The sequence below is a fragment of the Chitinophaga sp. genome, assembly GCF_017745275.1.
Classification (GTDB): domain Bacteria; phylum Bacteroidota; class Bacteroidia; order Chitinophagales; family Chitinophagaceae; genus Chitinophaga.
In genome coordinates this window covers 626,810-639,474 of record NZ_JAGHZS010000001.1, presented here as the reverse complement: position 1 = coordinate 639,474, position 12,665 = coordinate 626,810, and the positions used below count along the sequence as shown (strand labels likewise).

11 protein-coding genes are annotated in these 12,665 nt (G+C 47.5%); 7 read left to right on the top strand and 4 right to left on the bottom strand.

Annotated elements, in window-relative coordinates:
* On the top strand, window positions 1-549 hold the full coding sequence (locus J7623_RS02435; RefSeq protein ID WP_291916770.1) for a hypothetical protein: 549 nt from the start codon (window positions 1-3) through the stop codon (window positions 547-549).
* Window positions 550-581: 32 nt separating this feature from the next.
* Window positions 582-1,139 (top strand): DUF1543 domain-containing protein, encoded by a 558-nt coding sequence (locus J7623_RS02430; RefSeq protein WP_291916769.1) that lies wholly within the window; start codon window positions 582-584, stop codon window positions 1,137-1,139.
* Between the two features lie 240 nt (window positions 1,140-1,379).
* Here the strand turns inward: J7623_RS02430 and J7623_RS02425 are convergent, their stop codons facing one another.
* The 3 genes from J7623_RS02425 to J7623_RS02415 are packed head-to-tail and all read right to left on the bottom strand — an operon-like array spanning window position 1,380 to window position 6,247.
* On the bottom strand, window positions 1,380-2,636 hold the full coding sequence (locus J7623_RS02425) for an acetyl-CoA C-acetyltransferase (protein ID WP_291916768.1): 1,257 nt from the start codon (window positions 2,634-2,636) through the stop codon (window positions 1,380-1,382).
* A 57-nt stretch (window positions 2,637-2,693) separates the two neighbouring features.
* Window positions 2,694-3,668, bottom strand: coding sequence for a D-glycerate dehydrogenase (locus J7623_RS02420; RefSeq protein WP_291916767.1), 975 nt, complete (start codon window positions 3,666-3,668; stop codon window positions 2,694-2,696).
* 29 nt (window positions 3,669-3,697) lie between these two features.
* Window positions 3,698-6,247, bottom strand: a complete 2,550-nt coding sequence (locus tag J7623_RS02415) for a cation-translocating P-type ATPase (RefSeq protein ID WP_291916765.1) — start codon at window positions 6,245-6,247, stop codon at window positions 3,698-3,700.
* A gap of 94 nt (window positions 6,248-6,341) precedes the next feature.
* Between J7623_RS02415 and J7623_RS02410 the strand changes: the two genes are divergently transcribed.
* The 5 genes from J7623_RS02410 to J7623_RS02390 all read left to right on the top strand — a co-directional run bounded on the left by J7623_RS02410 (window position 6,342) and on the right by J7623_RS02390 (window position 11,609).
* Window positions 6,342-8,414 carry an alpha-N-acetylglucosaminidase gene (locus J7623_RS02410; protein ID WP_291916764.1) on the top strand — a complete coding sequence of 691 codons (2,073 nt, stop codon included), beginning with the start codon at window positions 6,342-6,344 and terminating at the stop codon, window positions 8,412-8,414.
* Window positions 8,399-8,602: a hypothetical protein gene (locus J7623_RS02405; RefSeq protein ID WP_291916762.1), complete on the top strand. Its 204-nt coding sequence runs from the start codon at window positions 8,399-8,401 to the stop codon at window positions 8,600-8,602. Before J7623_RS02410 ends, J7623_RS02405 begins: the two co-directional genes overlap by 16 nt.
* A 223-nt stretch (window positions 8,603-8,825) precedes the next feature.
* Window positions 8,826-10,325 carry a glycosyltransferase family 39 protein gene (locus tag J7623_RS02400; protein WP_291916760.1) on the top strand — a complete coding sequence of 500 codons (1,500 nt, stop codon included), beginning with the start codon at window positions 8,826-8,828 and terminating at the stop codon, window positions 10,323-10,325.
* 213 nt (window positions 10,326-10,538) lie between these two features.
* Window positions 10,539-11,222: a hypothetical protein gene (locus J7623_RS02395; RefSeq protein ID WP_291916758.1), complete on the top strand. Its 684-nt coding sequence runs from the start codon at window positions 10,539-10,541 to the stop codon at window positions 11,220-11,222.
* A 9-nt stretch (window positions 11,223-11,231) separates the two neighbouring features.
* Window positions 11,232-11,609, top strand: coding sequence for a hypothetical protein (locus J7623_RS02390; protein WP_291916756.1), 378 nt, complete (start codon window positions 11,232-11,234; stop codon window positions 11,607-11,609).
* Here J7623_RS02390 and J7623_RS02385 read toward each other — a convergent pair.
* A complete protein-coding gene (locus tag J7623_RS02385) occupies window positions 11,606-12,664 on the bottom strand; it encodes a response regulator (RefSeq protein WP_291916754.1) in 1,059 nt (352 codons plus the stop codon). The genes J7623_RS02390 and J7623_RS02385 overlap by 4 nt on opposite strands.
* Between the last annotated feature and the right edge of the window lies 1 nt (window position 12,665).

Sequence of the window (12,665 nt, the reverse complement as noted above, 5' to 3'; positions counted from 1 at the left end):
ATGAAATCATTAATTCAGATAGCCGTTGCTGTTATATGTTTATTTTCCTGCCAGCCGGGAAATACGCCGGCATCGGCTCCTTCTACTGCTACCACCTGGCAAACCCGGTTGGACAGCGTGTTGCCTTTGCTGGGACATCGTAACTGGATTATTATTGCCGACAAGGCATTTCCTTTTCAGTCGGCCCCCGGAATGGTGTATATCAACACCAACGCCACATTGCCGGAAGTTGCTGATTATACCATCCGGCAACTGGGTAAAGGCACGCATGTAAGTCCTATACTCTACCTGGATAAGGAATTGTCCTTTGTGCCAGGTGCCGCTGGTTACCGGGATACCCTGCAACAGATTTTTAAGGGCCAGTCGGTACAAACACTGCTGCATGATTCAGTTTTTGCAAAGATGGATAAAACTGCCGGGCTGTTTAAAGTAATCGTATTAAAAACCAATACTACGCTGGCTTACTCTTCTGTGTTTATTAACCTGGATTGTAAATACTGGAGTGCCGATAAAGAGCAGGCGATGCGGGAGGCAATGAAAACAAAATAAAATAATCTAACTTCCGCCCATAATCTATTATCATGGCGGAGTTAAAATTATTTATGGTGCTGCTGGGATGTACGCCTGAAGGGCGGCATACGGAGCAACACGATGTTTTTTTCGGTATCGGCAATCAACTGAGAGACCTGATCCCTGACATGCAGGCTTTTTGGCCGGAAGCAAAAGGAAAATTCCATATCGATGGCTGGAGGGAAGTGAATGCGGTAGATGGGCACCAGATCCGGGTTATAGAGAAGCCCGTAGCTGCTCAACAGGATATGCAATTATTCTTTTTGAACCTGGGTGGTTATAAGCCGAATGAGATGGAAGAGTTTCATTATAAAATGCTCAGTGTACAAAAGGATATCAGTGAAGCTATTCGCGCATCTAAACAAACCACATTTTTTAAGCATACCACATTTGGAACAGCTACTTCTCATGTGGATGATAAATATGGGGTAGATGTAGATGATGCCTATGTGGTAAAAGATATTTTGCCGGCTCATCTGAAAGAGAAGTATACGTTGGAAATAACCCCGGCGGCTGATACGGAAGAGGATGAGTTACACCTGGGATATTTCCAGCTGAGTAAAATATAATTACGAACGTATCATCGCTACCAACCTGCGGGAAGAAACGCGGGAAAAAGTATTGCATTAAATGATAATCTTCCATTTCCGGCATGGTATATGTCGCAATAAAACAATCGAAATTTTATTCGGTGAAATGGATGACAATGATCTCCCGTCCTGGTTTTCCGGGACGGGTTTTTTATGTGATAACTTTTAATACGTGTTATATTGACAATTAATTAATTGCGGGGTGAAGTTGATTAAAAGCTAACGTTCCAGGATAGCTACCACCCCCATACCGCCGGCGGTGCAGATAGATACCAGTGCTCGTCCACTGCCGCGTTCCTGCAATATTTTCGCAGCCTGTGCGAGAATACGGGTACCAGTAGCCGCAAAAGGATGACCGATAGCCACACTGCCGCCTTTGATATTTAGCTTAGTGCGGTCGATGCTGCCCAGTGGTGCATCCCAACCCAGTTTTTTGCAGTAGGCAACATCTTCCCAGGCTTTGAGCGTACAGAGTACTTGTCCGCAGAAAGCTTCATGAATTTCATAGATATCGAAGTCCTGCAACTTTAGGTGGTTGCGTTTCAGCATGCGTGCCACTGCATAGGTAGGCGCCATGAGTAGTCCTTCGCCGTTCACATAATCCACTGCGGCGCTTTCTGCGTCTACAAGGTGCGCCATCACCGGCCAGTTTTGTTGCTGCGCATATTCTTCCGAGGCCAGCAATAAGGCAGAGGCGCCGTCGGTATACAAGGTGCTGTTACCGGCAGTCAGGCTGCCATTGGGATCAAATGCGGGCTTCAACGCGGCGAGTTTGGCTGGTGTGGTATCGGCGCGTACAATGGTATCTTTTTTTACGCCTTTGAATTCCATCACCAGGTCATTGAAAAAGCCTTCTGCATAGGCTTTGGCTGCGTTCATATGGCTCTGGTATGCCAGTGCATCCTGTGCTTCCCGCGTGATGCCCCATTCGGCCACCATTTTCTCGGTGTGTTGTCCCATCGAGAGGCCCGTTCTGGGTTCTACGATAGAAGGATATACAGGTGTGAGATCTTTAAAGCGAATAGAGGTGAGTATTTTCAGTCGCGCCCCCAGTGTTTTAGCGGCGCGCAGGTCAGTTAGTTTCCAGGCCAGTTGCTGCTTAAACAGTAAGGGAATATCGCTGTTGGTATCGCTGCCGCCAGCGATGCCGGTATCTATTTGTCCGCACCCGATCCGCAGGCCCAGTTGTATGGCGGCATCCAGGCTGGTGCCGCAGGCACGCTGTAAATTGTAAGCCGGGGTATGAGGATCCAGGGCAGTGCCTAAAACGCATTCCCTGGCAAAGTTCCATTCTGTGGAACGGTTGAGTAAAGCACCCAATGCCACTTCGCCTATACGCTTGCCAGCCAGTTGGTAACGACTGACCAGTGCATTTAAAACGAAGGTTAGCATTTCCTGGTTACTGATGTGGTTATACTCTTTGAAAGACTTGACGAAAGGGATTCTTTGCCCGCCGATGATAGCGACTTTTTTCATAGCGTAGTGCTTTTACTAAAGTTACTGAAAAACCGGTAGGCGGAAAGTGAATAATAGCTACAGTGAATAAAGATGATTCACCGGGTTCGGTACCGGCCTGCCTTCCAAAGCAGCCAGCACATTTTCCGCGGCAATGCGCGACATAGCATTCCTTGTTTCTACCGTAGCGGAGCCTATATGCGGTAAGATAGCTACGGTAGGCATATTCAGCAAGGGGTTATCCGGCTGCATGGGTTCAGGATTGGTCACATCCAGTCCTGCGCCCCAGATCAGCCCGTCCTGTAAGGCAAACAATAAATCTGTTTCGTTGTGAATACCTCCCCTGGCGGCGTTGATGAAAATAGCGGTGGGCTTCATTTTACGGAAGGCTTCCAGGTTAAATTTGTCTTTGGTTTCGGGCGTAAGGCTGGTATGTACGCTGAGTACATCGCTTTGTGCCAGCAGTTCATCGAAAGACACAAAGGTGGCGCCCAGCTCTTTCTCAGCCGCTTTATTGCGATGGCGGTTGCAATAAAGGATTTTCATATCGAAAGCAGCTTTACAGCGTTTAGCCATTACCGTTCCTATATTGCCCAGCCCCCAGATGCCCAGCGTTTTTCCTTCTATATCAATACCCAGGTTAGCAGTTGGTGTGGAAAATCCCCAGTCCCCGTTTAATATTCTTTTATGTTGATAGAAAGCTTTCCGGGCTACTGCCTGCATTAACAAAAAGGCGGTATCGGCGGTGGCATTGCTTAGCACCCCGGGCGTATTGGTAATCTGAATGCCTAATTCTGTAGCGGCTTTCAGGTCTACATTATCGTAGCCTACGGATAATAAGCTGATCACTTTCAGGTGCCTGGCGTGCTCCATAAATGGGCGATCAATATGCCTGCCACCGGCATAGAATAATGCGTCCTGGTCTTTGCATTGCTCAATCATATCTTCCAGTGTCAGCTCTTTTCTCTCTGTCCACTGTTTAACGGTAACGCCTGCACGTTGAAGCAGTAGCAACCCTTCTTCCGGAATAACTCTTGTTGTGAATACTTTCATGGCTGTTTTTCTTTTTTTTGAGATGTTGATTATATACTACCTGCGCCCGCCGCGGACAATGTTTCCCGTTGTTGTTTGCCCGCAGAACGTGTGCTTCGCTTCCACCATTTCCAGATTTCAAACCATAATACCGCCACTGCGCCAATGCCAGCACATATCAATAGCTGTGGTAACTGTAACGCGTTGATGCTAAAAAATTGTGCTACCGGGGGAACGTATAGCATAACAGCCAGTAATATCAAAGTAATGATAATCACGCTTACCATTAGTTTGTTGCGATTGCGCATGCTGTGCAGGAAAGAGTAGTAAAACGAACGATTCACCAATGTAAGAAAAATGTTGGCCAGCACCAATGTGGTAAATACCATGCTGCGGGTATGTGTTTCATCGTAACCTTGCGCAACGCTCCATTGGTAGGCGCTGAGTACGCCGGCGGTAATCAGTAGTCCTTGTATGATACTGATATTCATTTCGCGGAAGGAGAGGAAAGTTTGCGTAATGGGCCTTGGTGGCTGTCGCATGGCATTTTCTTCCATGGGCTCATTTTCATATACAATAGAGCAGGTGGGCCCCATAATGATTTCGAGGAATATCACGTGTACCGGTGTGAAAATATTCGGATATATCCAGCCGAGAAAGAGCGGGAGTGATACCGTGAGGATAATGGGAATATGAATAGAGATAATATACTGTACCGCTTTTTTGATATTGGTATATATTCTCCTCCCAACAGCAATAGCGTCTACCATGCCGCTGAGGTCATCGTTGACGAGTATGAGTGCGGCGGCCTGCTTGGCGATCTCTGTCCCTTTTTTACCCATGGCAATGCCGATGTGTGCGGCTTTCAGGGCGGGACCGTCGTTTACACCATCTCCCGTCATCGCTACTACTTCCTTGTCGGCTTTCAGTGCGTTGATAGCGGCCAGTTTTGCTTCAGGGAACATGCGGGTGAAAATATTGACAGACACCAGGGTCCGTTGCATTTGCGCAGCATCCATTTGCATCAGTACTTCGCCATCAATGGCATTGTCGGCATTTTTCAGGCCTGCCTGCCTGGCAATGGCACAGGTGGTAACGGCGTTGTCGCCGGTAATAATTTTAACCGCAATACCTGCTTCATAAAATTGCCTGAATACCTCGCCTATATTGGCTTTGGGCGGATCGTAAAAAGCTAACAGTCCTACGAACGTAAAGGGCAGTTCCTGTTGTAGTTCAGGATAGTCGGTTCCGGTAAAGTTCGACGTTGCTACACCGAGTACCCGGTAGCCTTGTTGAGCCAGTGCACGCACCTGTTCTGTGATCTCACTTTTTGTTTTTTCCGGGAGATGGGAAACGGCAATGATCGCTTCCGGCGCTCCTTTCGCTGCCACGATGCGATGACCGGCATTGTTTTCAAATACATGTGTCATCATAGGCGGCTTGCCTGCTAACGGATACTCATGTACAATGGTATAACCAGGTCGTTCATCGGCGGATGTCATTTTTTCGTATAGCCGGTGCAGTGTTTTTTCCATGGGATCAAAGGGTACCGGCTCGCTGGCCCACATGGCCATGGTTATTACATCCAGCGGTAGCTGGTCTTCACCGTATAAAGTCTGATCCTCGCCGCGATAAATTGCCGGCAGGCTCATTTTATTCTCCGTGATGGTACCTGTTTTGTCTGTGCAAATGATGGTAGCGCTACCCAGTGCTTCCACCGTCCTGATTTTCTTTACGATGATACCCATTTGCATGAGTCGCCGGGAACCTAACGCCATAAAGGTGGCGAAGGCTACAGGGATTTCTTCCGGTAAAATAGACATGGCCAGTGTTAATCCTTTCAGCAGGCTATCGGTTAAGCTGCCGCTGCGGATAAAATTAATCAACCACACGGCCAGGAAAACGGCGATGCCCGCTACAGCCATCCATTTCACAAATTGTTCAATCTGTTGTTGCAGCGGTGTTGGCTCTTCTTTGATATTGAGAATAGCAGTGCCCAGTTGTCCTATTTTTGTTTGAGCGCCTACCTGTTGTACTTCACAGATCGCAAGACCGGATACCACGAGGGTACCGCTATACACCCGGTTATCTTCTCCGTCGGGTTGTTTAAAAACAGCAAAGGCTTCGCCGGTAAGGGCGGACTCATTCACGGAAAAATCGTTCGCATGTACAATGATGCCGTCGGCGTTGATGGTATTGCCTTCTGACACCAATAGCATATCACCGGTGACAATATCGCTGGTGGCAATGCTTTTCAGTTCACCGTTCCGGATCACTTTGCTCAGTGGTTCATTTATTTTTTCCAGCGCCTCCAATGCTTTGCGGCTGCGGCTGTCCTGGTAAAAAGAAATACCTGATACCAGGGCAATGGCTACCAGCATGAAGTAGGCTTCTCCCAGTTCGCCCATCACAAAATAAATCACTGTTACGGCTATTAACAATAGCAGCATGGGTTCTCCCAGTATTTCCTTTATCAGATGTAGAACAGGATTGGTAGCGGGGGCAGCAGGGGTGTTGCTGCCGTACTTTTCCCTGGAGGCGGCTACTTCCGCATCATTCAGTCCCTTAATATGTTCTGGTAAATTACTATTTCCTGCCATATAAGTTGTTTTGAAGGCCAGCGCGATACTAAATTTACGAATTAAGGTAATTGATCATTACATTTACCTTCTTTATATCATAACAGTGAAACTAATGAAAGGTAAAAATTTGCTGGCAGGGCTACTCCTATGCCTGTCTTCCGGCGTATTTGCACAAGACTTCCCTGCTGTGCAGCAACTGGCGCAACGCCGTGTTCCCTGGCTGGCCAAATCGCTGGTGTTGAAAAGAATACCGGCTGAAAATGGAAAAGATCAGTTTGAAATTGTAACACCAGGAAAGCAGGTGCAGATCAGTGCTTCCAGCCCCAGTGCTGCTGCTGCCGGGCTGAACTGGTACCTGAAATATTACTGTCATCGCTCGATGTCGCATATGGGCGACAACTTGTCGCCGGTAGCACCGTTGCCAGTAGTGAAAGCGCCGGTGCGTATCAACACCATGTATGATTACCGCTATGCGCTGAACTATTGTACCATCAGCTACACGATGAGCTATTACAACTGGAAAGACTGGGAACATGAACTGGACTGGATGGCGCTCAACGGCGTGAATGTAATGTTGGCTACTATGGGCACCGAAGCAGTATGGCAACATACGCTGGAACGCCTGGGCTACTCTGGTGAGGAAGCCCGTCGCTTTGTTGCAGGGCCGGGCTTTACCGCCTGGTGGCTCATGGGTAACCTCGAAGGCTGGGGTGGACCGGTAACACAACAAATGATTGACCAGCAAACGGCGCTGGAAAAACAAATCCTGGCACGTATGAGCGGATTAGGCATTGCGCCGGTGATGCAAGGCTTCTACGGCATGATACCAGTGAACCTGAAAGAAAAGATGCCTATAAAAGTAGTAGAGCAGGGCAAATGGGCCGGTGGCTTTCAACGCCCGGACTTCCTCATTCCCGGCGACAGCAACTTCACCAGGATTGCCGGCATCTACTATGAAGAGTTGAAAAAATTATATGGCAGCAACATTCATTTCTTTGCGGGCGATCCCTTTCACGAAGGTGGTATCAGCAAGGGCGTAGATGTAAGTGCCGCCGCTCGTGCAATTCAGCAAACCATGCAGCAACATTTTCCCGGCAGCACCTGGGTATTGCAGGGCTGGCAGGCAAACCCTTCCGGGGCCTTGTTAGCAGGACTTGATAAGTCTAAAGTGCTGGTACAGGAATTATTTGGGGAAAATACTGCTAACTGGGAAACCCGCAAAGGATATGAAGGCACACCATTCATCTGGTGCAGTGTGAATAACTTCGGAGAAAAGCTGGGATTGTATGGCAAGCTGCAACGCTTTGCAGATGAAACTTTCCGCGCGGCACATAGTCCTTACAGTTCCTTGTTTAAAGGTACAGGCATTATGCCGGAAGGTATTCACAACAACCCGGTTATTTATGACCTGATACTCGAGCTGGCCTGGCATGCAGATAAGGTGGAAGTGAAAGACTGGATAAAATCATATGTACGTTACCGTTATGGCAGTGATCATCCGCAGTTACAAGCGGCATGGCAGGGATTAGTGGCTACCGCATACAGTAGTTTTCCACAATACCAGGAAGGGCCTAATGAATCTGTATTCTGTGCTCGTCCTACCTTGAAGGATGTACCCGTATCTACCTGGGGTACCCGTAAACGTAACTATGATACCAAAGCATTTGCGGATGCTGTGGCTACTTTTCTGAAAGCCGCGCCGGCCATGAAGAATAACACTACCTACGAAATTGATGCGATCGATTTTCAACGACAGGTAAATGCAAATCGCGGAGAAGAAATTTATGCAGAGATGGTAGCTGCCTTTGAGAGAAAAGATCTTGCTGTATTCAAACAAACGTCCGCGCGTTTCCTGGCACTGATGCAGCAACAGGATTTACTGCTCAGTGGCAACAAACATTTCCGGTTGGATACCTGGGTGAATGCCGCACAAAACCTGGGACAAACACCTGCTGAAAAGAAACTGCTGGTGCGCAATGCTAAAACACAGATCGCATACTGGGGCCCGGATAATCCTGACACCGACCTGCATGAATATGCCAATAAGGAATGGGGTGGCCTGATGCGCAGCTATTACCTGCCTCGCTGGAAAATGTATATTGCTGCATTAATGGATCAACTGGAAGGTAAGAACACGCCGATGCCGGCGTTTTTCCAGTGGGAGAAGCAATGGACGGAGCAATAGAGCTTTTTTGTCTTGTCCGGGATCATCCCGGACAAGACAAAATTTGTGTGTTGGTCGCCGGTATGAGTAGCATTGTGGCATTGTTGTCAAAAGATTTCCTCATACTGGTGATTTTATCTGTTATAGTGGCTACGCCGGTGGCCAGGTACTGGCTGCGTGATGTAGCTTTTCATGCACAAGTCAGTTGATGGTAACTGGTTGTGGAAGCAATAGGCGCTTTGCTGATTGCCTTGCTGCCGCGGGTTTACATACCTTGCAGGCAGGCAGTGCAACCTGGTGTACTGCTTAAGGCAGATGAATGCAGACGGGCGCAGTGTTAAATATGGTTAAACAGTACCTGTCGGCTTATCAAGCGGCATGGAGATTGTGGGAAGTGGGACACTGTCATTCATATAACTGTCAGCGTTACATATGCGGGAATCAGCAGAGGGGAATCGGTTACCCACCTATATCACTACCCACAAATGGATGGCGTTCGCCATTGCAATAGTTGTTTTACTGAGGTTTTCTTTTATTGGAGCCATGGGGGCGATGCCGCAGGATGCGTATTACTATTTCTACGGGCAGCACTTCGCGCTTTCCTATTTTGATCATCCACCCGCCATCGCCTGGATTTTGAGGGCATTTACCGACCTGTTTGGGCGGCATGTATGGGTAATCAAGCTGGCGGATACATTGGTAACCATAGGTACCTTGCTGGCTTTCTACCATTTGTCGCGCTGCTTCCTTTCCCGGACAAGGGCCTGGAATAGCCTGTTGCTGCTGTATGCCACGCTGATGATTACCATCTTATCATTAGTCTCTACCCCGGATGTTCCCTTATTATTTTTCTGGTGTATTTCGCTGATAGCGGTATACCGCGCGGTATTTGAATCGCGCAGGGCGTACTGGATATACGCAGGTATCGCCATGGGGCTGGCTTTTGATAGTAAATACACTGCTATCATGTTGCCGGCAGGGGCGGTGTTGTTCCTGTTGCTGAGTAAGTCGCATCGCCGGTATCTGTGGTCGCCCTGGTTTTTCGCGAGTATCCTGGCGTTTGGCGTAACAATTTTACCCGTCGTGATCTGGAATGTGGATAACCAGTTTGCGTCTTTCCGTTTTCAGTCGTCCGAGAGAGTAGGGGGCGTGGAATTTCATCCGCTCGACTTCCTGGGGGTAATTGGGCATCAGGCAGCCATCCTCTTGCCAGTATTGTTAGGGGTGCTGCTGTACTACTGCTATAAATTTGCACGCAAATACAAGTGGCAGATCGCCCGTATCCCGGCGCCGCAGTTATTCCTGTTATGTTTTTTTGTGCCGCTTTTTGGGATCTTTTTATTGATATCCCCCGTTTACTGGATAAAAATCAACTGGATGATGCCGGCCTATATAACCGGGATTATCTGGGTCAGTACCTGGGTAACGATGAAGTATATCCGCTGGCAGTGGATCTGCTCACTGGTGGTACATCTGGCATTGGCGGTGGAAGTTATTTTTTACCCGGTACCTATTCATTCTGATGATACTATGATTGGTTGGAGCGGATTAGGCGCAGGGGTGAAGGAATTGTCGGCCACCTATCCCAACGATTTCATTTTTTCTGCAGATGATTATAAAACCAGTGCCATGCTTAATTTGTACCTGGGACGTATGGTGTATTCCAGGAATATTATCGGGGAAAATGCCTTGCAATTTGATTTTATAGGTACCGATATAAATACTTTGAAAGGAAAGAATGCTCTCTTTATTAACTCCCTAACAGATGTAAATGATGCCGTAGATGAACTGGCATTTGTAAAAAAATTGGCGCCTTATTTCAGCTCCGTGACGGAGTTACCACCTATTGTAGTACGGCAACAGGGCCGTGTGGTGCGGAAGTTCCTGGTATTCCGCTGCCTGGATTATCATCCGCCTTTGGCGAAACAATGATCATGGTCATCTCAAAAAATGATCAACATCAATGGGGCGGATAATGTCCGTCATTGTTCAGCAATACAAACGGAGGTAGTTTTACTGTAGCATTTGGACATCCACCTGGATCACCAAAGAATAATATTAATGAATGACGGAGATGTGCTGTTGATAAAGTATCACCGTTCACTGGCGGTGATACTCTTTATCCACACATAAAAAATGCAAATCATGTTTAGTGGACTAACACCTACTTCCCGGCAACGCAAATTTTGCGAAGGTTTTCTATTTTTTCCCATCAAGCACTTACGCAAATACGGGAATCATATTTTCAGGCAGTACAACCGGCAGTCGGGTGTGAAAAACCTGCTGGATATGAAGTTGAAGGTGTTGGACTATAATACAGGTCATGCTGAAGATGTAGATGATTATATAACACACCGGGCGATCCCACAGGCCGCGCAGGTGCTGGCCAAAATGGAAGATTTTTATACGAAGATGCAGGAAATGGCCAGCCCTACCCCGGGTGTTCTCCAGGATTTTAACGAACTGTTTATTCACTATTACCGTGAAGTATCGGTATATCATAGCGTAGTATTACGCAACCTGAAAGAAGAGTTAAAGCCGGTATTGAAACCAAAGAAAGGAGATGTGTTTCCAGAACAGGGATATGATCATATCAGCAAGGTATATAAACTGGTAAAGGAATTTGTTTTGCAAAGCAAGTCCATTGTGCATCTGATGGAGGAAGTAGTGGAAAAGGAATATGCGATTCCACAGGGACCGGCCGGGCAACTGGTCGCTTTGCAGGCAGAGATTAAGCAATTATATTTTATACAAAAAAACCTTTGTCAGTTGTTGAAGAGATGGGAGACCGACAAAAACCTGAATGGACTTCAAACCTATTACAACTAGCGAACAAAAATGTCTTACGAACTGCAGCGTGATCCACCCTATCTTGAGTACCAGGAAGTTTGCAGGACATGGATCCGGATACTGAAAACCTTGAGGGAAGACAATGCTACCCTGATTAATCGCCTGGCCGCCGCGCTGCGTGGAACCAGCCGTCGTTCCTTTATTGAAGAAGCCGAAGAATTTCAGCTCACCATGCTGGCGCGCGAGGAATCGATGATCCTGCTCCGGCATGAGATCGGGGAACAACTCAGCTGGCTGGAGCAACAGCCCGAAGGCATCGCTGCGCCGCATTCTTTTTCAGTATTGGAAAATGATGTAAAGGGCATGATGGCGGGCCATGAAAAAGTGAAAGTCGCCTTCCTCTTATTTATCGCCAAAGAGAATTAATTGATCATTTCGGAGAGTTTCTTCACCGACAACGCTGCTATTTGTCCCTCTTTCAATGCAATCAGTCTTTCATCCCTGAAATCACCCAGGGTACGGATGAGCGACTCCTTAGCAACGCCCGCTACTGCCGCCAGGTTCTCGCGACTGATATCTATCGTAAAATTTTTATTACCTGTTGTATTGTATTTTTTCTCCAGCATAATTAATGCTTCCGCTACTTTTTTGCGCAGGGAATTATAAGCCAGGCCAATCAATTGCTGTTCTTTTTCTGCCATTTCACGGGAGAGCAGCCGGATAAATTTCCCCAGTACTTCCGGGTTGCTGCTGATGAGCTGCTCGAAATCCTGGTGAGGAATTAGCGCCAGGGTGGTGTCTTCCATGGCTTCCGCATTTTCCTGGTAATTACCGCCTTCCAGCAGCGCGTTATAACCGAGGAAATCGCCTTCATTATAGAGGCCGATGATGAGCTCTTTGCCCTCATCATTGCGTTTATAGGTTTTTACTTTTCCTTGTACGAGGTAGTATAAATATTCCGGGCGGTTGCCGGCGGCATAAATACTTTGTTTCTTTTTATAGTGATGGGTATTACGGTCTTCTTTCAGGAGCGATAGCTGGTCGGCGCCGCTGCTGGCTGCCAGCAGCATATTAAAGCCCTGCAGACCACTGGCAGGGGTGTGTTTTATTTCAGCGCAGCGTTTAAGGCGGCTTTCAATAGCACTGAGTAGTTCCGTGCCTTCAAACGGTTTGGTGATGTAATCATCGGCGCCCATTTCCATCCCTTTCCGCATATCTGTTCTTTCTGCTTTGGCGGTGAGGAAAATAAACGGTGTGGTTTGTAGGGCTTTGTTTTTATGGAGCATATGTAATACACCATATCCATCGAGTACCGGCATCATAATGTCGCATACAATGAGGTCCGGGAGATGTTCCAGGGCCATAGATACGCCTTCTTTTCCATTGGCGGCGGTGAGTACCTGGTAGTTTGCCAACTCCAGTATTTCAGCCACATTTTCACAGATAGTAGGATTGTCTTCTATCAGCAGTATTTTTTCCATG

Bases quoted from the DNA above. Each gene is read 5' to 3' on its own strand.
- J7623_RS02435 (WP_291916770.1), top strand. From the start codon at position 1: ATGAAATCATTAATTCAGATAGCCGTTGCTGTTATATGTTTATTTTCC.
- J7623_RS02430 (WP_291916769.1), top strand. From the start codon at position 582: ATGGCGGAGTTAAAATTATTTATGGTGCTGCTGGGATGTACGCCTGAA.
- J7623_RS02425 (WP_291916768.1), bottom strand. From the start codon at position 2,636: ATGAAAAAAGTCGCTATCATCGGCGGGCAAAGAATCCCTTTCGTCAAG.
- J7623_RS02420 (WP_291916767.1), bottom strand. From the start codon at position 3,668: ATGAAAGTATTCACAACAAGAGTTATTCCGGAAGAAGGGTTGCTACTG.
- J7623_RS02415 (WP_291916765.1), bottom strand. From the start codon at position 6,247: ATGGCAGGAAATAGTAATTTACCAGAACATATTAAGGGACTGAATGAT.
- J7623_RS02410 (WP_291916764.1), top strand. From the start codon at position 6,342: ATGAAAGGTAAAAATTTGCTGGCAGGGCTACTCCTATGCCTGTCTTCC.
- J7623_RS02405 (WP_291916762.1), top strand. From the start codon at position 8,399: ATGGACGGAGCAATAGAGCTTTTTTGTCTTGTCCGGGATCATCCCGGA.
- J7623_RS02400 (WP_291916760.1), top strand. From the start codon at position 8,826: ATGCGGGAATCAGCAGAGGGGAATCGGTTACCCACCTATATCACTACC.
- J7623_RS02395 (WP_291916758.1), top strand. From the start codon at position 10,539: ATGTTTAGTGGACTAACACCTACTTCCCGGCAACGCAAATTTTGCGAA.
- J7623_RS02390 (WP_291916756.1), top strand. From the start codon at position 11,232: ATGTCTTACGAACTGCAGCGTGATCCACCCTATCTTGAGTACCAGGAA.
- J7623_RS02385 (WP_291916754.1), bottom strand. From the start codon at position 12,664: ATGGAAAAAATACTGCTGATAGAAGACAATCCTACTATCTGTGAAAAT.